Annotated in this window: 19 protein-coding genes and 3 tRNA genes; 10 read left to right on the forward strand and 12 right to left on the reverse strand. The window is 68.5% G+C overall.

Annotation, left to right across the window (positions count from 1 at the left end):
- The 4 genes from BIU99_RS08385 to BIU99_RS08400 all read right to left on the reverse strand — a co-directional run.
- Positions 1-279, reverse strand: a 279-nt coding sequence (locus BIU99_RS08385; protein WP_139205387.1) for an aldehyde dehydrogenase family protein, incomplete at its 3' end; no start/stop codon positions are given.
- 54 nt (positions 280-333) lie between these two features.
- Positions 334-1,260, reverse strand: coding sequence for a class I fructose-bisphosphate aldolase (locus tag BIU99_RS08390; protein WP_071260771.1), 927 nt, complete (start codon positions 1,258-1,260; stop codon positions 334-336).
- Positions 1,257-2,249: a 5-dehydro-2-deoxygluconokinase gene (gene iolC, locus BIU99_RS08395; protein ID WP_071260773.1), complete on the reverse strand. Its 993-nt coding sequence runs from the start codon at positions 2,247-2,249 to the stop codon at positions 1,257-1,259. The genes BIU99_RS08390 and iolC overlap by 4 nt, the downstream gene beginning before the upstream one ends.
- 219 nt (positions 2,250-2,468) lie before the next feature.
- Positions 2,469-2,541 (reverse strand) — tRNA-Val (locus BIU99_RS08400).
- 153 nt (positions 2,542-2,694) lie between these two features.
- On the opposite strand from BIU99_RS08400, the gene BIU99_RS08405 reads away from it, so the two are divergent.
- Together BIU99_RS08405 and BIU99_RS08410 are read left to right on the forward strand one after the other, a co-directional pair.
- The gene (locus BIU99_RS08405; protein ID WP_064293658.1) at positions 2,695-3,504 is read left to right on the forward strand and encodes a thymidylate synthase; all 810 of its coding nucleotides are present in this window, start codon (positions 2,695-2,697) and stop codon (positions 3,502-3,504) included.
- On the forward strand, positions 3,501-4,025 hold the full coding sequence (locus tag BIU99_RS08410) for a dihydrofolate reductase (RefSeq protein WP_071260775.1): 525 nt from the start codon (positions 3,501-3,503) through the stop codon (positions 4,023-4,025). Before BIU99_RS08405 ends, BIU99_RS08410 begins: the two co-directional genes overlap by 4 nt.
- Positions 4,026-4,064: 39 nt before the next feature.
- Here BIU99_RS08410 and BIU99_RS08415 read toward each other — a convergent pair whose 3' ends face one another.
- Positions 4,065-4,535, reverse strand: coding sequence for a peroxiredoxin (locus BIU99_RS08415; protein WP_064293656.1), 471 nt, complete (start codon positions 4,533-4,535; stop codon positions 4,065-4,067).
- Positions 4,536-4,776: 241 nt separating this feature from the next.
- Here BIU99_RS08415 and aceE point away from each other — a divergent pair, with 241 nt between their 5' ends.
- The 6 genes from aceE (at position 4,777) to BIU99_RS08445 (ending at position 12,511) form a co-directional block, all read left to right on the forward strand.
- Positions 4,777-7,503: a pyruvate dehydrogenase (acetyl-transferring), homodimeric type gene (aceE, locus tag BIU99_RS08420; protein ID WP_071260776.1), complete on the forward strand. Its 2,727-nt coding sequence runs from the start codon at positions 4,777-4,779 to the stop codon at positions 7,501-7,503.
- Positions 7,504-7,519: 16 nt separating this feature from the next.
- Positions 7,520-8,764, forward strand: coding sequence for a CdaR family transcriptional regulator (locus tag BIU99_RS08425; protein ID WP_175484370.1), 1,245 nt, complete (start codon positions 7,520-7,522; stop codon positions 8,762-8,764).
- Positions 8,765-8,876: 112 nt separating this feature from the next.
- Positions 8,877-9,800: an ACP S-malonyltransferase gene (locus BIU99_RS08430; RefSeq protein WP_071260780.1), complete on the forward strand. Its 924-nt coding sequence runs from the start codon at positions 8,877-8,879 to the stop codon at positions 9,798-9,800.
- A gap of 20 nt (positions 9,801-9,820) precedes the next feature.
- Positions 9,821-10,825 (forward strand): beta-ketoacyl-ACP synthase III, encoded by a 1,005-nt coding sequence (locus tag BIU99_RS08435; RefSeq protein WP_071260782.1) that lies wholly within the window; start codon positions 9,821-9,823, stop codon positions 10,823-10,825.
- Between the two features lie 59 nt (positions 10,826-10,884).
- Positions 10,885-11,133: an acyl carrier protein gene (locus BIU99_RS08440; protein ID WP_056006457.1), complete on the forward strand. Its 249-nt coding sequence runs from the start codon at positions 10,885-10,887 to the stop codon at positions 11,131-11,133.
- A gap of 139 nt (positions 11,134-11,272) precedes the next feature.
- Positions 11,273-12,511 carry a beta-ketoacyl synthase gene (locus BIU99_RS08445; RefSeq protein ID WP_071260783.1) on the forward strand — a complete coding sequence of 413 codons (1,239 nt, stop codon included), beginning with the start codon at positions 11,273-11,275 and terminating at the stop codon, positions 12,509-12,511.
- Positions 12,512-12,710: 199 nt separating this feature from the next.
- Here the strand turns inward: BIU99_RS08445 and BIU99_RS08450 are convergent, their stop codons facing one another.
- Positions 12,711-13,214, reverse strand: coding sequence for a DUF3145 domain-containing protein (locus BIU99_RS08450; RefSeq protein WP_064293650.1), 504 nt, complete (start codon positions 13,212-13,214; stop codon positions 12,711-12,713).
- Positions 13,215-13,430: 216 nt separating this feature from the next.
- On the opposite strand from BIU99_RS08450, the gene BIU99_RS08455 reads away from it, so the two are divergent.
- A complete protein-coding gene (locus BIU99_RS08455) occupies positions 13,431-14,333 on the forward strand; it encodes an ROK family protein (protein WP_071260785.1) in 903 nt (300 codons plus the stop codon).
- A 171-nt stretch (positions 14,334-14,504) separates the two neighbouring features.
- Here the strand turns inward: BIU99_RS08455 and BIU99_RS08460 are convergent.
- The 3 genes from BIU99_RS08460 to BIU99_RS08470 all read right to left on the reverse strand — a co-directional run bounded on the left by BIU99_RS08460 (position 14,505) and on the right by BIU99_RS08470 (position 17,004).
- Positions 14,505-14,579: transfer RNA gene (locus BIU99_RS08460), tRNA-Ile, on the reverse strand.
- A 40-nt stretch (positions 14,580-14,619) separates the two neighbouring features.
- A complete protein-coding gene (locus BIU99_RS08465; RefSeq protein WP_369808434.1) occupies positions 14,620-15,900 on the reverse strand; it encodes a glycosyltransferase in 1,281 nt (426 codons plus the stop codon).
- A 123-nt stretch (positions 15,901-16,023) separates the two neighbouring features.
- The gene (locus BIU99_RS08470; protein ID WP_071260787.1) at positions 16,024-17,004 is read right to left on the reverse strand and encodes a DMT family transporter; all 981 of its coding nucleotides are present in this window, start codon (positions 17,002-17,004) and stop codon (positions 16,024-16,026) included.
- A 70-nt stretch (positions 17,005-17,074) separates the two neighbouring features.
- Here BIU99_RS08470 and def point away from each other — a divergent pair, with 70 nt between their 5' ends.
- On the forward strand, positions 17,075-17,641 hold the full coding sequence (gene def / locus BIU99_RS08475) for a peptide deformylase (RefSeq protein ID WP_071260789.1): 567 nt from the start codon (positions 17,075-17,077) through the stop codon (positions 17,639-17,641).
- Between the two features lie 195 nt (positions 17,642-17,836).
- Here the strand turns inward: def and BIU99_RS08480 are convergent.
- The 3 genes from BIU99_RS08480 to dnaG all read right to left on the reverse strand — a co-directional run bounded on the left by BIU99_RS08480 (position 17,837) and on the right by dnaG (position 20,828).
- Positions 17,837-17,909: transfer RNA gene (locus BIU99_RS08480), tRNA-Asn, on the reverse strand.
- A 94-nt stretch (positions 17,910-18,003) separates the two neighbouring features.
- Complete coding sequence (locus BIU99_RS08485; protein WP_071260793.1) at positions 18,004-18,852, reverse strand: ATP-binding cassette domain-containing protein; 849 nt, start codon at positions 18,850-18,852, stop codon at positions 18,004-18,006.
- A 101-nt stretch (positions 18,853-18,953) separates the two neighbouring features.
- On the reverse strand, positions 18,954-20,828 hold the full coding sequence (gene dnaG, locus BIU99_RS08490; RefSeq protein WP_071260795.1) for a DNA primase: 1,875 nt from the start codon (positions 20,826-20,828) through the stop codon (positions 18,954-18,956).
- Positions 20,829-20,851: the final 23 nt, after the last annotated feature.

Raw genomic sequence — 20,851 nt, forward strand, 5'->3', positions numbered from 1 at the left:
GGTGATGATCTCCGCCAGCTCACCCTTCTTCGCCTCGAGCAGCTCACGGAACTTGAACACGATCTGCTGACGCTTCGCGAGCGACAGGTCGCGCCAGGCCGGGAACGCCTTGGCAGCCGATGCGACAGCTGCTGCGATCTCGTCCTGGTTCGCGAGCGCGACGTGCTTCGTCGCGACACCGAGTGCCGGGTCGTAGACCGGGGCGGTGCGACCGGAACTGGAGGGGGCTTCGGCTCCGTCGATCCAGTGCGGGACGACGGGGAGGGAGTCAGTGCTCATGATGCGGGTGGTTCCAATCTGTGAAGGATCAGCGATCGCGGCGGATCGGGAGGCTCAGGAGGGGAGGTCGGCGTGGACGAGCCCCGCCGCGGTGTCGACTGCAGCGGAGACGTCGCCGTCGGCGGGGTAGATCAAGGTGCGTCCGACGACCAGCCCGCGGACACCGGGCAATTCGAGGGCTCGTTCCCAGGACGAGTAGACGTCGTCCTGATGGCCGTTCGGCTCGCCACCGAGCAGGAGTGTCGGCATCGAGGTGGCAGCCATGACGCGTTCCATGTCCTCGACGACCGGCAGTTTCATCCAGGTGTAGGCCGAACTCGATCCGAGGCCGGACGCGATGGCGATCGAGGTGATGACCGCCTCGACTGAGAGGTCGTTGACGATCCGTCCCTCGCGCCACTCGCTCATGAACGGTTCGAGCATGATCGGCACGCGAGCTTCGACCGCCTGATCGACGGCACGGGCGTTCGCTTCAATGGTCGCGACCGATCCGGCATCGCCGAGGTTCACTCGGAGGAGTGTCTTGGCGAAGTCGAGACCGTCTCGGACGATCCCGGGAATGTCGTAGCCGGTGAACCGGTCGTCCATCTCGAACGCGGCGCCGCGCAGCCCACCCCGGTTCATCGATCCGACCACGACCTTGTCGTCGAGCAGACCGAGGAGGGAGAGGTCGTCGATGATGTCCGGGGTGCCCAGCACGCCGTCGACACCAGGACGCGAGAGCGCGAGCGCAAGGCGGTCCAGGAGCTCGTACCGGTCGGCCATGGCCATCGACTCGTCGCGCACACCGAGGGCTCCGCGAGCCGGGTGGTCGGCAGCGACGATGAAGAGTCGGCCGTCGCCGCGGATCAGCTCGCGCCGACGTCGGCCGGCATGGGCGCGGGCGATGGCGGCCGGGTCGGATGCGCGGACCTCGCGCAGGCGCTCGAATTCACTTTCGCGGAGGAACCGCGATGTCCTGGCGTTGTTCACGATGGTCATCGGGCACCTCCGAGGTCTGCTGCACCGACGGCGCTGATGGTGTCGAGGATCTCGAGCACCTCGGCGGAGTTCGGCATGGCTGTCGAGCACTCACGCCGCGACGCGACGATCGCTCCGGCGATGTTGGCGAACCGCAGGATCTTCTCGAGACCCCACCCTTCGATGAGTCCGTGGCAGAGGGCGCCACCGAAGCTGTCCCCCGCGCCGAGTCCGTTCACGACGTCCACGAAGTACGGCGGGACCTCGACGGTCTCGTCGCGCGTCTTGGCGAGGACCCCCTTCGGACCCTGTTTGACGATGGCGAGTTCGACGCCGCGTTCCAGCAAGGCGTCTGCAGCGCGGTGGGGCTCCGTCTCGCCGACAGCGACCTCGCATTCCTCGCGGTTGCCGACCGCGACCGTGACGTGTTCGAGCGCTCGCCCGACCTGGGTGGAAGCCTGCTCGGCCGAGTTCCAGAACATCGGACGGTAGTCGAGGTCGAGGATCGTCAGCGGCCGGCGGGCGCGGGCTTCCCACGCGGTGAAGTGGGCCGAGCGGCTCGGTTCCTCGCTGAGCCCCGTCACCGTCGCCCAGAACACCTTGGCGCGGTAGATCGCGTCGAGGTCGAGGGACTTCGACGTGATCGTCAGATCAGGCGCTTTCGGCTTCCGGTAGAAGTACAACGGGAAGTCGTCCGGCGGGAAGATCTCGCAGAAGGTGACCGGTGTCTGCAAGTCCGTCTCCCAACCGACGAACTCGTCAGCGACGCCGAGGCGTCCGAGTTCGCGGTGGACGTATCGACCGAAGGGGTCGTCACCCGTTCTGCTGATGAGCGCCGTCGGGTGCCCGTGCTGGGCGGCGGCGACAGCGACGTTGGCGGCGCTCCCCCCGAGGTACTTGCCGAAGGTGTCGACGTCCTCGAGGCCGATGCCGTCCTGCAACGGGTAGATGTCGACGCCGACGCGTCCCATGGTGACGACGTCGTACGTGATGGCTGATGGAGCGGTCATACGTCTCTGTACAACTTTCTGTGAGCTGTTCGATGCGGCCAGAACCAGCATACACAGAATGTCTTAACAAATGAACATGACTCGAGGATCTTGACCACACGCCAGTCAAACCGCGGGGACGCCATGGGAACCGGCCGACAGGGGGAGCCAAGCCCTGCCGGCGGGCCGTGGATACGAAGAAGCCCCGAGATCCGCATGATCTCGGGGCTTCTTCTCCGGTGGGCCCTGCCGGGATCGAACCGACGACATCCACGGTGTAAACGTGGCGCTCTACCAGCTGAGCTAAAGGCCCGCGATCGGATGGAATCATCCGATGCGACTCGTCGAGTCTAGCCGGAGTCTCCGTCGAAGCCGGAACGCTCCACGACCCCGGTCTCATGGCTCCGACACGACACCGGACGATCGGTCGGGCGCGGTGACGGTCGCTGGCCGTACGATCGAGGGGATGGATACGACGATCCCCACCCCGTACGAAGACCTCCTGCGCGACACGCTCGAGCACGGCGCCGCCAAAGGCGACCGCACCGGAACCGGCACGCGCAGTGTGTTCGGCCGCCAGCTCCGCTTCGACCTCTCCCAGGGCTTCCCGCTCATCACCACCAAGCGGGTGCACTGGAAGTCCATCGCCTACGAACTCCTCTGGTTCCTCCGCGGCGACGGCAACGTCCGCTGGCTGCAGGAACACGGCGTGTCCATCTGGGACGAATGGGCCGACGACCAAGGCGAACTCGGCCCCGTGTACGGCGTGCAGTGGCGGTCCTGGCCGACCCCCGACGGCTCGCACATCGACCAGATCTCGCAGGTCATCGACCAGCTGCGCACCGACCCGAACTCGCGCCGGATCATCGTCTCCGCGTGGAACGTCGCCGACATCCCCAACATGGCGCTCGCCCCGTGCCACGCCTTCTTCCAGTTCTACGTCGCCGACGGCAAGCTCTCCTGCCAGCTCTACCAGCGCAGCGCAGACCTCTTCCTCGGCGTCCCCTTCAACATCGCCAGCTACGCGCTCCTCACCCACCTCGTCGCGGAGCAGGTCGGCCTCGAGGTCGGCGACTTCGTGTGGACCGGCGGCGACTGCCACATCTACGACAACCACGTCGAGCAGGTGACGGAGCAGCTCACGCGCGCACCGTTCCCCTACCCACAGCTGCGCATCAACACGAAGCGCGACAGCATCTTCGCCGTGGAGTACGACGACCTCGAGATCGTCGACTACCAGCACCACCCCGCCATCCGCGCGGCCGTCGCCGTATGAGCCTGGCGCTCATCTGGGCTCAGGCCCACAACGGCGTCATCGGAGCCGACGGCGACATGCCCTGGCACGTCCCCGAGGACCTCGCGCACTTCAAGGCGCTCACCGGCTCGGACGCGGTGATCATGGGACGTCGCACCTGGGATTCACTCCCCCCGCGGTTCCGTCCGCTCCCAGGACGCCCGAACATCGTCGTCACCCGCGATCACGCCTGGTCCGCCGACGGCGCCATCGTCGCGCACTCCCTCAAGGACGCGTTCGAAGCGGCGCAGCTTGCCGGAGACGGCCGAGCGTGGGTCACCGGCGGCGCCGGTCTCTTCGCCGAAGCGCTCGCGCTCGCCGACCGCCTCGAGGTGACCGAACTCGACCTCGACGTCGCGGGCGACACCTTCGCACCGACCATCGGCGAGGAGTGGGTGCCGGTCACGATCGACCCGGCACACGGCTGGTCGGAATCTCGGACCGGTGTCCCCTACCGGTTCATCCGATACGAGCGCGCGCCCGAGATCGCCATCACCGGCTGAGACGCCCGGCGAACCGGATCGACCGGCGCGGGAGACGGCTCAGGCCGGCTGACGCAGCTCTTCGAGCGCGGCGCGGTAGGCCGCGAGCGAGCGAGCCTCGCCCGGTGCCGTGATGAAGCTCTCACGGATGATGCCCTGCTGGTCGATGAGGAAGGTCGCGCGGTTCGCGAACCCCTTCTCCTGCAGGAACACCCCGTACTCCTTGGCGACCTGGCCGTGCGGCCAGAAGTCGGCGAGCAGCTGGAAGCCGTACTGCTCCTGCTCCGCCCACGCCCGCAGCGTGTGCTTGGAGTCGACGGAGATACCGACGAGCGTGACCTGGTCGTCCGTGAACAGGCTGAGGTTGTCGCGGAGCTCGCACAGCTCCCCCGTGCAGGTCCCCGAGAACGCCAGCGGGAAGAAGACGAGGGCGACAGCCGAACTGCCGCGGAACTGACTCAACCTGACGAGTTCGCCGAACTGGTTCGCCAGTTCGAAGTCGGGTGCCAGGGTGTCGTTCTCGAGTGCCATGAGGGTCCTTTCAGGCGGGTTCGCCTGCTCCGGATCGCCCGAGCGGTGGACGGGTCCGATCCGGTCACACATCCTAACCCCGCACCGCAGCTGCACAAACCCGGAGGGGTGCGCCGCTCGGTCACCGTTCCCTGGGGTGACCGGATAGGGTGAAAGGTGGCGCCCGCGTCCATACCCATCAGGACGCATGGAGTTCACCATCACAACCCAGGCACGATCTGCCACGAGAGAAAGGTCGACGGTGACTGTTCACGACCAGGATCCATACTCGTCCAACCACGTAGACGCCGATCCTGAGGAGACGTCCGAGTGGAATGAGTCCCTCGACGCCCTCGTCGACGAACGTGGCCGCGGGCGCGGCCGCGACATCATGCTGAGCCTCCTCAAGCGCTCGAAGGAACTGCACCTCGGTGTGCCGATGGTGCCCACCACCGACTACATCAACACCATCGCCTCGGAGAACGAGCCCGACTTCCCGGGCGACGAGGACATCGAGCGCCGCTACCGTGCCTGGATCCGCTGGAACGCGGCCATGACCGTGCACCGCGCGCAGCGCCCCGGCATCGGTGTCGGCGGACACATCTCCACCTACGCGTCTTCGGCCGCGCTCTACGAGGTCGGCTTCAACCACTTCTTCCGCGGCCAGGACGCCCCGGGCGGTGGCGACCAGATCTACATCCAGGGCCACGCCTCCCCCGGCACCTACGCCCGCGCCTTCCTCGAGGGCCGCCTCAGCACCGACCAGCTCGACGGCTTCCGCCAGGAGAAGTCGCACGCGCCGCACGGGCTCTCCTCATACCCGCACCCGCGCCTCATGCCGGACTTCTGGCAGTTCCCGACGGTCTCCATGGGTCTCGGCCCGATCAACGCGATCTACCAGGCGCACCTCGCCAAGTACGTCACGAACCGTGGCATCAAGGACGCCAGCGACCAGCAGGTCTGGGCCTTCCTCGGCGACGGCGAGATGGACGAGGTCGAGAGCCGCGGTCAGCTCCAGGTCGCGGCGAACGAGGGCCTCGACAACCTCAACTTCGTAATCAACTGCAACCTGCAGCGCCTCGACGGCCCCGTCCGAGGGAACGGCAAGATCATCCAGGAGCTCGAGAGCTTCTTCCGCGGTGCCGGCTGGAACGTCATCAAGGTCATCTGGGGCCGCGAATGGGACGACCTCCTCAACCGCGACACCGACGGCGCACTCCTCAACCTCATGAACGTCACGCCCGACGGCGACTTCCAGACGTACAAGACGGAAGACGGCGCCTACGTCCGCGAGAACTTCTTCGGCCGCGACGAGCGCGCCCTGAAGCTCGTCGAGGGCTACAGCGACGACCAGGTCTGGAACCTCAAGCGCGGCGGACACGACTACCGCAAGGTCTACGCGGCGTTCAAGGCGGCGAGCGAGCACAAGGGCCAGCCGACGGTCATCCTCGCGCACACCATCAAGGGCTACGGCCTCGGCCCGAGCTTCGAGGGCCGCAACGCGACCCACCAGATGAAGAAGATGACGCTCGACAACCTGAAGACCTTCAGGGACACCATGCGCATCCCGATCACCGACTCGCAGCTCGAGGAGAACCCCTACCTCCCGCCGTACTACCACCCGGGCGAGGACGACGAGGCGATCCAGTACCTGCACGAGCGTCGCCGCGCGCTCGGCGGCTACGTCCCCGAGCGTCGCAGCAAGTACACGCAGCTGAACCTGCCCGACGACTCCGCCTACGCGGCGGCGAAGAAGGGCTCCGGCACGCAGGAGATCGCCACCACCATGGCGTTCGTCCGACTGCTGAAGGACCTCCTCCGCGCCAAGGACTTCGGCAACCGGATCGTCCCGATCATCCCCGACGAGGCACGCACCTTCGGCATGGACGCGTTCTTCCCGAGTGCGAAGATCTACAACCCGAACGGTCAGCACTACACCTCGGTGGACCGCGAACTCCTCCTCGCCTACAAGGAGAGCCCGCAGGGTCAGATCGTGCACGTCGGTATCAACGAGGCGGGTGCCATCGCGGCCTTCTCGGCGATCGGAACCTCGTACTCGGTGCAGGGCGAGCCGCTCATCCCGGTCTACGTCTTCTACTCGATGTTCGGTTTCCAGCGCACCGCAGACGCCATCTGGGCAGCCGGCGACCAGATGACCCGCGGCTTCATGATCGGCGCGACCGCCGGTCGCACGACGCTCACGGGTGAGGGCCTCCAGCACGCCGACGGCCACTCGCTGCTCCTCTCCTCCTCGAACCCCGCGGTCGTGAGCTACGACCCGGCCTACGGCTACGAGATCGCGCACATCGTGCGGAGCGGTATCGAGCGCATGTACGGCGGCGAGCACCAGGACCCGAACGTCATGTACTACCTCACGGTGTACAACGAGCCGCTCGTCCAGCCGGTCGAACCCGAGGGTGTCGACGTCGACGGCATCGTGCGCGGCATCCACCGCATCAGCACGAGCGACAAGCAGGGCCCGAAGGCCCAGCTCATGGCCTCCGGCGTAGCGGTCCCGTGGGCGATCGAGGCGCAGCAGCTCCTCGCCGACGACTGGGGTGTCTCCGCAGACGTCTGGAGCGTCACCAGCTGGACCGAGCTCCGTCGCGACGGTCTCTCCGCCGACCAGCACAACTTCCTGCACCCGCAGGAGGAGCGTCGTGTGCCCTACGTCACGGAGAAGCTGAGCGGTGCCGCAGGCCCGTTCGTCGCCGTGACCGACCACATGCACGCCGTGCCGGACCAGATCCGTCAGTTCGTGCCGGGCGACTTCGCGACGCTGGGGGCCGACGACTTCGGCTTCTCCGACACGCGCGCCGCTGCCCGTCGCTTCTTCAAGATCGACGGCCCGTCGCTCGTCGTCCGCACCCTCCAGCAGCTCGCTGCTCGAGGTGAGGTCGATGCGAGCCTCCCGCAGCAGGCGATCGACCGCTACCGCCTCCACGACGTGAACGCCGGCAACACCGGCAACGCGGGTGGCGAGAGCTGATTCCATCGCTACCACGGTGACGAAGACGAAGACGAAGGCCGAGACACTCGACTGGCTCCGCCGGATCTCGGGCGAGCTCGCGACCGCGACGCTCAAACGCCTCGAGGACACCCTTCCCTGGTACGCCGAGATGCCACCAGGCCGCCGCTCAGCGGTCGGCCTGGTGGCTCAGGCGGGCATCAGTTCGTTCATCTCGTGGTTCGACGATCCCCGGTCGACACCGTGGATCGCCGCCGACGTGTTCGGGGCGGCTCCTCGCGAGCTGCTCCGTTCCGTCAGCCTGCAGCAGACGCTGCAACTCATCAAGGTCACCGTCGAGGTCGTCGAGGAGCGCGTCGCGTCCGGGAGCGTCGACCTCCGCGAGGCGATCCTCCTCTACTCACGCGACATCGCGTTCGCCTCGGCCGATGTGTACGCCCGTGCGGCCGAAGCCCGCGGACTCTGGGACGCCCGCCTCGAGGCCCTCGTCGTCGACTCGATCCTCAGTGGCGAGGCCGACGACGAGTTGCCCAGCCGGATCGCCGCCCTCGGGTGGCACGGTCACGGGGAGGCCTGCGTCCTGGTCGGGACGACCCCACGGGTGCTCGATGTCGACATGCTCCGCCGGACCGCCCGACACCTCGACGCCGACGTCCTCATCGGCGTCCAGGGCAACCGGCTCGTGCTCGTCCTCGGTCGCGCCGAGCTGCCCAGCACCGAGCCCGGAGACGGTGAGCCCGTCGACGAGGCGGAACAGGCGGCCGCAGACGCCCGCACGAGCTCACAACTCACCTTCCTCGACATCGCCGCCAAGCTCGAGCACGGGTTCGGTCCGGGGCACCTGGTGCTCGGTCACGCCGTGCCCTCCCTCATCGAGGCGTCACGGAGCGCGAAGGCCGCCCTCGCCGGGTTCGCCGTGGCGAAGTCCTGGCGTCACGCACCTCGACCGGTCGCGGCGGACGACCTCCTTCCGGAGCGCGCCCTCGCCGGCGACAACCTCGCGAAGACCACGCTCATCGAGCGGGTCTACCGCCCGCTCAAGGATTACTCCGGCGAGCTCGTGACGACGCTCTGGTGCTACCTCGACAACGGCCGCTCGCTCGAAGCGACGGCGCGCGAGCTGTTCGTGCACCCCAACACGGTCCGGTACCGCCTCAAGCGGGTCTCCGAGGTCATCGGCTGGGACGCGACCGGTGCCCGCGAGTCGCTCATCCTGCAGGCGGCCCTCATCCTCGGTGCCATCGCTGAGCCCGAGCCGTCCCGACGCCGGCTGACCTCCTGACGCTCGCTCGGCCGTTCGACCGGTCCGTGTTGTGGAGTCCACACAACACATTTTCGAAAGGTTCGTGGTGTTGCTCCACTGCTGGGCGTCCTCCGGTTGGCAGACTAGAGCGGTGATCGTCATCGCCTGCCCTGGACAGGGCTCCCAAACCCCCGGCTTCCTCGACCCCTGGTTGCAGGACGCCTCCGCGAAGGACGCGCTCGCGCGCTTCTCCGACGAAGCCGGACTCGACCTCGTCAAGCACGGCACCGTCTCCGACGCCGACACCATCCGCGACACCGCGGTGGCCCAGCCACTCATCGTCGCGGCCGGCATCGTCGCCTTGGACGCCCTGCGGAAGGCCCTCCCCACCGACGCCGCGCCGTTCGGCGGCATCGCCGGACACTCCGTCGGCGAGATCACCGCGGCCTATGGCGCCGGCATCCTGTCGGACAGCGACGCGATGAGCTTCGTGAGCGAACGCGCCGTGGCCATGGCCGAAGCCGCAGCCACCACCCCGACGGGCATGAGTGCCGTCCTCGGTGGCGACCAGGACGCCGTCGTCGCGCACGTCCGTTCCTTCGGGCTGGAGCCCGCCAACTACAACGGCGGCGGCCAGATCGTCGTCGCCGGCGCGCACGACGCCCTCGCCCGCCTCGCCGACGAGCCGCTCAAGGGCACTCGGGTGATCCCGCTGCAGGTCGCAGGCGCCTTCCACACGAGCTACATGCAGTCGGCCCGCGACTGGCTGGCCGGCGCGAGCCGCACGGTCGAGCCCCAGGACCCGACGCTCCGCATCTGGACGAACCACGACGGCACCGAGGTCACCTCGGGTACGGCGTTCTTCGACCTCCTCATCGGCCAGGTCGCCTCCCCGGTACGCTGGGACCTGTGCATGGACGCGTTCAGCGCCGCAGGGATCACCGGACTCATCGAGCTCGCCCCCGCCGGGGCGCTCACCGGACTCGCACGTCGCGGCCTGAAGGGCGTGCCGACGGTCGCCATCAAGACCCCCGACGACCTGCCGGCAGCCCTCGACCTCATCGCCCAGCAGTAGCGCAGACGGAGAACCAGTCAATGACCACCCCCACCCTCAAGCAGTCGCGCGGTCCCGAGTTCACCCGCATCCTCGGCCTCGGCGCAGCTCGCGGAGACCTCAGCGTCCCGAACGACGACCTCGTCGGTCCGATCAACTCGTCCGACGAGTGGATCCAGCAGCGTACCGGCATCGTCACCCGCACGCGGGCGTCCGCGGACGTCAGCGCCGTCGACCTCGCAGCCGAAGCCGGTGCGGAGGCCATCGCGGCCGCAGGCATCTCGGCCGAGCAGGTCGACCTCGTCCTCATCGCGACGATCAGCAACGTCCAGCAGTCCCCGTCGATGGCGGCCGTCGTGGCCGACCGCGTCGGAGCGAACCCTGCTGCCGCCTACGACCTCAACGCCGCGTGTGCCGGATACGCCTACGCGATCGCCCAGGCCGACGCGCTCATCCGATCGGGCGCGGCCCACTACGCGCTCGTCATCGGCGCCGAGAAGCTGTCCGACATCGTCGATCCGACCGACCGGTCGATCTCGTTCCTCCTCGGCGACGGAGCAGGCGCGGCCGTCGTCGGCCCGAGCGAATTCCCCGGCATCTCCCCCACCGTGTGGGGATCCGACGGCTCGAAGGCCGACGCCGTCGGCATGAGCGGCACGCTCACCGAGTTCCGCGACGGCACCGCCGCCTGGCCGACCCTGCGCCAGGAGGGCCAGACGGTCTTCCGGTGGGCGGTCTGGGAGATGGCCAAGGTCGCCAAGCAGGCCCTGGAGGAAGCGGGCGTCGAAGCCTCCGATCTCGCAGCCTTCATCCCCCACCAGGCCAACATGCGCATCGTCGACGAGTTCGCCAAGCAGCTCAAGCTGCCGGAGACCGTCGTCATCGCGCGCGACATCGAGACCACCGGCAACACCTCGGCGGCATCCATCCCGCTCGCCACCCACCGGCTCCTCCAGGGGCACCCCGAGCTCAGCGGCGGCCTCGCCCTGCAGATCGGGTTCGGTGCCGGACTGGTCTTCGGCGCTCAGGTCGTCGTCCTGCCGTAGCAGGACGCCCGACGCGACTACACTCGACTACGGTCAAACCTCACCCAAGGAGTAGAACAATGGCACTGTCCACCGAAGAAGTCCTCGCCGGCCTGGCCGAGCTGATCAACGACGAGACCGGCATCGCGACCGACACCGTCGAGCTGGACAAGTCGTTCACCGACGACCTCGACATCGACTCGATCTCCATGATGACCATCGTCGTCAACGCGGAGGAGAAGTTCGACGTGAAGATCCCGGACGAAGAGGTCAAGAACCTGAAGACCGTCGGCGACGCCGTCGACTTCATCGTCAAGGCTCAGGGCTAGTCCCAGCGCAGTGCTGAAGGGTCGGCCGGCAGTTGGCCGACCGGCCCTTCGGCGTTCGAGGCGGCTCGTCCGTCCGGACACGGGCTCGACCGCCGCAGGGCTCGGACCCCCTCGTCGTCTCCACAGAAGGTTTGACTGAATGACCACCAAACGCATCGTCATCACCGGCATCGGTGCCACCACTCCCCTCGGCGGCAACGCCACCGACTCCTGGGACAACCTCCTCGCCGGCAAGAGCGGTGCGAGCCGTCTCGAGCAGCCGTGGGCTGAAGAACTCGAGCTGCCCGTACGCTTCGCCGCACAGGCCGCCGTCCCCACCGCGGACATCCTCGATCGCCGTGAGGTCAAGCGCCTCGACCCGTCGAGCCAGTTCGCCCTGATCGCCGCGCGCGAGGCCTGGCAGGACGCCGGCGCCCCCGAGGTCGACCCGGAGCGACTCCTCGTCGACTGGGCCACCGGCATCGGCGGCGTGTGGACGCTCCTCGACGCCTGGGACACCCTGCGCGAGAAGGGCCCCCGCCGCGTCCTCCCCATGACCGTCCCGATGCTCATGCCGAACGGCCCGGCGGCGGCGATCGGCATGGACCTCGGTGCCCGAGGCGGAGAGCGCACCGTCGTCTCGGCCTGCGCCTCCAGCACCGAGTCGCTCGCCAACGCCTACGACCACCTCCAGGCCGGCCTCGCCGACATCGTCGTGGCCGGTGGCTCCGAAGCCGCCATCCACCCGCTCCCGCTCGCGTCCTTCGCAGCGATGCAGGCGTTGTCCAAGCGCAACGACGACCCCGCCATCGCCTCGCGTCCCTATGACGTCGACCGCGACGGCTTCGTCCTCGGTGAGGGCGCGGCAGCACTCATCGTCGAGACAGAGGAGCACGCCAAGGCCCGTGGCGCCCGCATCTACGCCGAGCTCCTCGGTGGTGCGGTGACGAGCGACGCTTACCACATCACCGCTCCCGACCCCGAGGGTTCGGCTGCGGCCCGCGCCATGCGTGCGGCCGTCGAGAACGGCGGCGCGTCGCTCGACGACGTCGTGCACGTCAACGCACACGCCACGAGCACGCCTGTCGGCGACATCGCGGAGTACAACGCGCTGCGTCGGGTCTTCGGTGCCCACCTCGACGACATCGCCGTGACGGCGACCAAGGCCTCGACCGGCCACCTCCTCGGCGGCGCGGGTGCCATCGAAGCGGCCTACACGGCGCTCGCCCTGCACCACCGGGTCATCCCACCGACCATCAACCTCGACAACCAGGACCCGGAGATCCCGCTCGACGTCGTCACGACGCCGCGTGAGCTCGGGTCCGGCGACCTGCTCGCCATCAGCAACTCGTTCGGGTTCGGCGGCCACAACGCGGTCGTCGCGTTCCGGAGCTACTGAGCCGTCCGCGACGGAGACGACGACGGGTCGTGGTGCATGCACCACGACCCGTCGTCGTCTACTGACCAGGGTGCCGCCGTTTCGTCACCTCGTGTCTGCCGGGAGTGCCACCGACCTCGCACGGTCCACGCCACGTGGGCACCCTGTCGTCTGTGCAGTTGTCTCGCGTGCGCGGTGCCGCCGCGCCGGCGGGGCCGGATCAGCCCACGTTGTGCAGCCAGATGACGGAGGACCCGTCGCCGGCGTGACGGAACGGCTCGAGTTCGTCGTCCCACGGCTGTCCGAGCGCGACGCGGAGTTCGCGCTGGAGTTCGGCGGCGTTCCCGGCGCCGACCTCCATGGCGTACCGGATGCGATCCTCCGGGACGACGACGTTGCCGATGCTGTCGGTCTGTGCGTAGAAGATCCCGAGGTCGGGCGTGTGCATCCACCGGGCACCGTCGACGCCCTGGGCCGGGTCTTCGCTCACCTCGTAGCGGAGGTGCTCCCAGCCGCGCAGGGCTGAGGCGAGTGCGGCTCCGGTGCCGTGCGGGCCTTCCCAGAAGACCTCGGCACGCTGCGCACCACGGAGGATCGGCTGGTCTTCCCAGTCGAAACTGATGGCACGGCCAAGAGCGCGACCTGCCGCCCATTCGAGGTGCGGGCAGAGCGCGCGAGGCGACGAGTGCACGAACAGCACACCCTTCGTCATCGGTGTCGACATGATTCCTCCACTGCGTCCGGGTGCGTCTTCCCCAACGACCCATGCAGTGTGATCCATGTCGGTGTCCGGCTGACCGGACCTCCGTGTATGCAGTTGTTCGACTCGCGCCGATACGAGCATTATGCCCCATGACCTGGAGGAATGACAACCGTGTCGTTCCCAGTACGCTGGATCGGGAGCCGGCCCGGACCGAGGGCCATCCAGGATGGAGCGGTGATGCACGAGGCCCTGGCGATCGACATCGGCGGCACGAAGGTCGAAGCGGCCGTCGTCGACGCCGAGGGACGAATCATGCCCGGTACTCGGTTCCGCGGTCCGACGGGCGCCGCGGCCACCCGCGAGGAGCTCGCGGCGTCGATCCTCCGAACCGCCGAACGGAGCGTCTCGGCCCATGGCGGGCCGGTGTCCGGAGTCGGGATCGGTTCGGCCGGCCCCATCGGCAGGACCCACGGCACCGTCTCGCCGATCAACCTCCCCCGACTCGCCGACTTCCCCGTCGTGGCGGAGGTCCGGCGCTTCACGTCCGGTCCGGTGGAACTCCGACTCGACGGCACCTGCATCGCCCTGGCCGAGCACTGGCAGGGCGCACTCCGCGGAACCGAGAACAGTATGGGCATCGTCGTCTCCACCGGGATCGGTGGCGGGATCATCCTCGGATCCCGACTCGTCTCCGGCACCTCGGGCAACGCCGGCCACCTCGGACAGATGCAGCTCCGCCGACGCGAACCGGATGCCGTCGGCACTCGCTGGACGTTGGAGGGCATTGCGTCAGGGACCGCGACGGTCGCCTGGGCGCGCGCCCAGGGATGGACCGGCGCGACGGGCGAACAGCTCGGGGCCGACTACGCGGCGGGAACGGAGATCGCGATCCGCGCCGTCCGACGTTCCGCCGAGGCCGTCGGCGAAGCCCTTTGCAGCATCACCACCCTGCTCGACCTGGAACGCGTCGCGATCGGCGGCGGCTTCTCGCGGGTCTCCGCCGACTACCTCGACCTCGTCCAAGAGGCTGCGACCGCGGCTGCGCTGCACGCCTACGCCCGTGAGCTGCGCGTGGTCCCGGCCGGGCTCGACGCCGACGGGCCGCTCATCGGCGCTGCCGCCCTCGTCCTCGCGGACTGAACGCGCACGTCCCGATCCGGAACGCCACCGGTCCCCGAGCCGCCCCATCCCGGTCCCTGAGTAACCCCGCACCGGTCCCTGAGTAACCCCGCACCGGTCCCTGAGCAACCCCGCACCGGTCCCTGAGCCTGTCGAAGGGCCCCTTCGACAAGCTCATGGACCGGATATCGGTAGGGCGGGTGGGACTTGAACCCACGCATCGTTCGGTTATGAGCCGAATGCCTTCACCAGCTTGGCTACCGCCCCGCGCGGAACCCAGTGTACCGAGTGGCCCGCCGGGCGGGAGTCAGTCCGCGGATTCCTGGCGGTCTGCGGTCGCCGTGTGACGCTCGGTCGTCGGGTCGACGACCTGCTCGCCGCGGTAGAGCGCTTCGAAGGTGTCGAGCGTGCGCTCGATGTCGTGTGCGGAGACGAGCTCCAACGATGCGTCCTGCATCCGGCGGTACTCCTCGGGCGAGGCGCTGAGTACCGTGGCGAGCCGCTCGGCCAGGGCGTCGACGTTGCCCGGCTCGAACAGGTACCCGTTGACCTGATCGTGCACGAGGTGGGGCAGCGCCATGGCGTCGGCCGCGACCACCGGGAGACCGGAGGCCATGGCCTCCATCGTCGCGATGCTCTGCAGCTCGGCGATGGACGGCATCGCGAAGACGGTGGCGTTCGTGTAGGCCTGCTTCACCTCATCGTCGGACACCTTGCCGAGGAATCGGACGCGGTCACCGATGCCGAGCTGCTGGGTCAGCTGCTCGAGGTTCTTCGCCTGGTCGCCGCCACCGATGACGTCGACGTGGGCGTCGAGTTCCTTCGGGAGTTTCGTGAGCGCGCGCAGGAGCACGTCGATCTGCTTCTCGCTCGTGATGCGACCCACGAAGAGGATGGTGTTCCGCTTCCGCGGTTCGAACGACGGCGTGTACTGTCCGGCCTCGATCCCGCAGGAGATCGCGTGCACACCGGTCAGGCCCGTGAACTGCTCCAGGAAGTCGGCGGCCTTGCGCGTCGGGGTCGTCACGGCGAAGGCACGATCGAACACGCGACGGGCGGCAGCCCACTGCGTCCGGACGAGCCACTCCTGGGTGCGCTTGGGGATGACGGTGAAGTCGAGGATGTTGTCGGGCATAATGTGGTTCGTCGCCACCATGCGGATGCCTCGTTGCTCGGCCTCGATCGAGAGACCACGGCCGACCACGATGTGCGATTGCAGGTGCACGACGTCGGGCTTGACGCGGTCGAGGATCTTCCGGGCGTTCCGTCGCATCGACCACGGCATCGCGAAGCGCAGCCAGTCGTGCGGGTACCACCGGAGACTGAAGAGGCGGTGCGCCGTCATCGTCTGACCCTCGTGGGTCTCCTTCCACGTGCCGAACTTGCGCGAGCCCGCGGGCGCCACGATGTGGACGTCGTGGCCTCGGCGGACGAGTCCGGCCGCGAGGCGCTCGGCGAAGCGTGCGGCGCCGTTCACGTCGGGCGAGAAGGTGTCGGCGCCGATGACCACCCGCAGCGGCTTGTGGGTGTCGGGGGTCGGCGTCGTGCTGGACGCTTTCGCGAGGTGCTGGTCGTCGGGAGAAGTCAAGGTATCGGTGATTCCTCTGTGCTTGGCCAGTGATGTGAGGGGGTGCGGGCGGTCGCTCACGACCCTGATGCGGCGCGGAACGCCATGCTCAAGCATACCTGCAGCCCGTTCGGGCTCCAGGGCTCAGGCGGGCGCGTCGCCGGTCGCGAGGGCCTTCGCAGCTGCTGCGGCCGCCGGCGTCTGGCTCACCTGCGGGTGATGGCGAGCGAGCTGGAAGACGCCCCACACGGCGATCGCGCCGGCCACGACGAAGCCGAAGCCCGCCCAGAACGGTGCGTTGCTCGCCTCCCCCAGCACGATGATGCCGATGCCGACGGCGATCATCGGGTCGATGACCGTCAGACCCGCGATGACGAGGTCGGGAGGTCCCGAGGAGTAGGCGGTCTGCACGAAGTAGCCGCCGAGCGCACTCGCGGCGACGAGGCCGAGCCCGCAGAGGAACGTGAGCCAGTCGAACTCGCCCTGCTGCAGCCGTCCGATGATGACCTTGGCGAGCGTCGCGACGAAGCCGTAGAGCACGCCGGTCCCGACGATGTAGAAGATGGCCGTGAAGCGGGCGCGGAACACCATGAAGCCGAGCCCGAACACCAGGAGTACGACGCCGAGCATCACCAGGATCGTGACGAGCTCGGCCTCGGTGATCCGGTGCTCGCCCGTGAAGACCGCGGCGATCGTCACGAACAGGCCGACGCCGCCGACGCAGGCGACGATCGCGACGACCGATCGACGGTTCAACCGGACACCGCTGATCCTGCTGTTCACCACCGCCGTGATGACGAGCGCGACCGCGCCCAACGGCTGGACGAGGGTGATCGGCGCGAGGGACAGGCTGCCGAGCTGGAGCACGATCGCGAGCCCGAGCATCACCGTTCCGGTCACCCAGGACGGCCGACTGAGCAGCGCCAGGAGCTGGGCGACGTTGAGCCCTGAGGTCGCGTCGGTGCCGCTCGACGACTCGACCTTCGCCACGCCCCGATGCTGCAATTGCGCCCCGAGCGAGAGGAAGACCGCGCCGAGGAGTGCGAACGGGATGCCGAGCAGCTGGGAGGGGTTCCGGGTGAAGTCGTCCGCGAGGTCGGCGATGTCGATGGCGGAGGGGATCACCCGTCGAGGGTACCCCGCAGCCCCGCCGATCCCGGCGCGGCAGGCCGAGCCCAGCGGATAGGCTCGAGCAATGGCAATTCTCGAGATCTGTGTGACCGGTGACCCGGTGCTCCACTCCGTCGCCCGGCCGGTCACCACGGTGGACGACGATCTTCGTCGGCTCGTAGCCGACATGTACGAGACCATGGACCTCGCTCCCGGCGTCGGACTCGCGGCCCCGCAGGTCGGCGTCCCGCTCCGCCTCTTCGTCTACAGCTACGAGGACGACGACGGCCAGCCGTGGCGCGGCGTCGCGATCAACCCGGTGCTGTGGATCAGTCCCCCGCCGGTGGGCGAACTCGACGAGGAGGCCGAGTCGGAGGGCTGCCTCTCCGTCCCAGGCGAGCGGCACCCGCTCCGTCGCGCGGAAGCAGCCATGCTCATCGGGACCGACCTCGAGGGTGATCCGGTCGAGCTGCGGGTCGTCGGCTGGCGCGCACGCATCCTGCAGCACGAGTTCGACCACCTCAACGGCGTGCTCTACGTGGACCGCCTCGAACTGCCGCACTCGCGCCGAGCGGCGAAGGCGATCCGCAAGGCGGGCTGGGGCGTGCCCGGGATCTCCTGGCTGCCGGGTCGCGACGACCTCGAGGGCTGAACCGCCTCGACGGGGACACGACGCCGGCACGATCGATACGGCGTCACCTCGACAGGGTGTCCGGACATGCAACGAGGCCCGAAGAGTGGAGTCTTCGGGCCTCGTGGTCCAGTCTACGGCGTCCCCGCCGGTTTCGTGAAACCGGCCTCGAACGACGAATCCCCCGGTCCGTATGGACCGGGGGACTCTGTGCAGCTCCTCGAGTTGGACTCGAACCAACAACCTATCGATTAACAGTCGATTGCTCTGCCAATTGAGCTATCGAGGAATACGTGCTTCGACCGGCCGGACGAATCCGGCCTCTGCGTTGCAGCGCGTATCTACTGTAGCAAAGGATTCGCAGACGCCAAATCGACACGCGATCAATCGATGCCGACGGCCTCGGGCGTCTCGTACTGGGTCTCGGTGCCGCCCGACTGGGCGAGCGCCGCGAGGAACTCGTGCGGCGGATCGGCGAGCATCGCGTCGATCGGGCCGTAGCCCACGACCCGCGACTGGTGGAGCGCCAGCACGTCGTCGGTCACCTCGCGGAGCATGGCGAGGTCGTGTGTCACGACGATGACCGTACCGCCGTCGCGTCGGAACCCGTCGAGCAACTCGGTCACCGTATGCCGGACCGTGATGTCGATGCCGGCCGTCGGTTCGTCGGCGATGAACACCTTCGGGCCGAGGACGAGGGCGCGCGCGATGGCGATCCGCTGCCGCTGACCACCACTCAGCTCGTACGGGTACTTGTCGAGACTGGAGAGCGGCATCTGCACGGCGTCCAGCAAGGTGGCGACCCGGACGCCGAGCGCCTGCTCGCTGAACTTCTTGTCGCGCGCCAGGACCGGTTCCGAGATGAGCTCCGTGACGGTGAGCTCGGGCTTCAGGTGCGCACCGGCTTCCTGCTCGAGCAGCGACACCTCGAACGTGAGCTTCGTGAGTTCTCTGCGGCCCACCTTGCGCATGGAGCGACCGAGCGTACTCGCATCGCCGCCGGACACGAACGGACGGGAGTCCGCTCCGGTCAGGTGGCGTCCGGACAGCACCCGCAGGAGCGTGCTCTTCCCCGACCCAGAGCTGCCGATGACCCCGAGCGAGCCACCGACGGGCAGCTCGAAGCTGATGCCGTCCAGCGCTCGATTGCTCGGACTCACGCCGTGCGCGGCGTAGTCGACGCTCAGATCACTCGCCCGGACCGCGGGGCCGTCCTGCTCTGGGTGCTTCATGAGACCTCTCCTTCCGGTGCACGGGAGCCACCGGATCGCCATCGAGTGTATCCGGCGATCCCGGCGGGGCCACGTGCCACGCTCGGTGGAAGCCGACCGCGTCAGGCCTCGGCGCGGAGCGCTCGCCGTTCCGCCTCGACGTCTGCAAGCTGCCGGGTGATCTCCCGATGGGACTCGTCGCGGGGGTCGGTGCGACGCAACGACCCGAGCAGCGCCGCCTTACGACCGAGGAGGTCGCGGTCGATCAACGCCCGCGCGATGTCCCGGACATAACTCGGCAGCTTCTCCTCGTTCGTCTCGGGTAATGGGGACACTCCGAGCTCGCGTACCAGTCCGTCGAAGCCGGGTGGGACCTGTGCGATGACGGTCTCGAGCCAGGCGTTGGTCCCGAGGTGGTCGAGGCTCACACTCATGGCGTCGCGCACCACGGCGAGGGAACTGTTGGCGACCGAGCTCTGGACCGCGCGCTCCAGCATGGGACGTTCGAGGTGTTGGGGCAGCTGCAGGATCGCACGGAGGGCATCTTGCTCGAGCCGCGTCGACGGGTCCTTGGGCAGGTCGTTGAGCGAGGCCTGTCGCTCGCGCGGCGGCTCGGCAGCGAGTGCGCCAGGGGCCTGCTGGCGGGCGTCTCGTGCGGCGTTCTGCGAGCCTCCTGCGGCGGCACCGCCGGCGGCCCGCACGGCGCGGGCCACCTCGTCGAGTTCCATGCCGAGCTGCTTCGCGAGCACGCGGGTGTACCCGGGACGGAGCGAGGGGTCGCGGATCTCGGCGACGACCGGCGCGGCCGCACGGAGTGCGCCGACGCGGCCCTCGACCGTCTCGAGGTCGAAGCCCGCCAGCGTCCGCCGGATGATGAACTCGAACATCGGCTCACGGCCGTCGACGAGCTTCCGGATGGCGCCGTCGCCGCGGTTGAGGCGGAGGTCGCAGGGGTCGAGGCCGTCGGAGGACACCGCGACGTACGTCTGGGCGGAGAAGCGCTTCTCCTCACCGAACGCACGCGTCGCGGCCTTCTGCCCCGCCTCGTCAGGGTCGAAGGTGAAGATGACCTCGCCGGTGGCGGAGTCGTCGCCCATGACGCGGCGGATCATCTTGATGTGGTCGACCCCGAACGAGGTCCCGCAGGTCGCCACCGCGGTGGTCTCCCCTGCCAGGTGGCAGGCCATGACGTCGGTGTACCCCTCGACGACGACGACCCGCTTGCCGCGCGAGATGTCGCGTTTGGCGAGGTCGAGGCCGTAGAGGACCTGCGCCTTGTGGTAGATCGCCGTCTCCGGGGTGTTGAGGTATTTCGGCCCCTTGTCGTCGTCGCGGAGGCGCCGGGCTCCGAAGCCGAGCACCTGCCCGGTCGTATCGCGGATCGGCCAGATGAGGCGTCCGCGGAACCGGTCGTAGACCCCGCGGTCGCCGCTCGACACGAGACCGGCCGCGAGCATCTCCTCGTCGGAGAATCCGCGGGACCGCAGTGCCTTCATGAGGTGGTCCCAGCCGGCAGGCGCGAACCCGATCCCGAAGTGGTCGGCGGCGGCGGCGTCGAAGCCGCGTTCGCCGAGAAACCGCCGCCCGAGGTCGGCGTCGCCGTCGTGGAGCTGCTGATGGAAGTACTCGGCGGCAGCCTGGTTGGCGGCGAAGAGCCGCGCTCGGTTGCCGTGGTCGACCTTGCCACCGCCCTCCTCGTAGCTGAGCGGGTACCCGATGCGCTGCGCGAGACGTTCCACCGACTCCGCGAACGTCACGTGGTCCATCTTCTGCAGGAAGCTGTAGACGTCGCCGCTCTCGCCACAGCCGAAGCAGTGGTACAGTCCGACCGTGGGGCGCACGTGGAAGCTCGGGCTGCGTTCGTCGTGGAAGGGGCACAAGCCCTTCAGCGAGCCGACACCGGCGGACTTCAGCGAGACGTAGTCGCCGACGACGTCGCCGATGTTGGTGCGTGCCTTGACCTCTTCAACATCGCTCTGTCGAATCCGTCCGGCCATGCTTCGATCCTAGTCTCGTGCGT

It is taken from the genome of Plantibacter sp. MMLR14_011 (assembly GCF_001865025.1).
GTDB lineage: Bacteria > Actinomycetota > Actinomycetes > Actinomycetales > Microbacteriaceae > Plantibacter > Plantibacter flavus_A.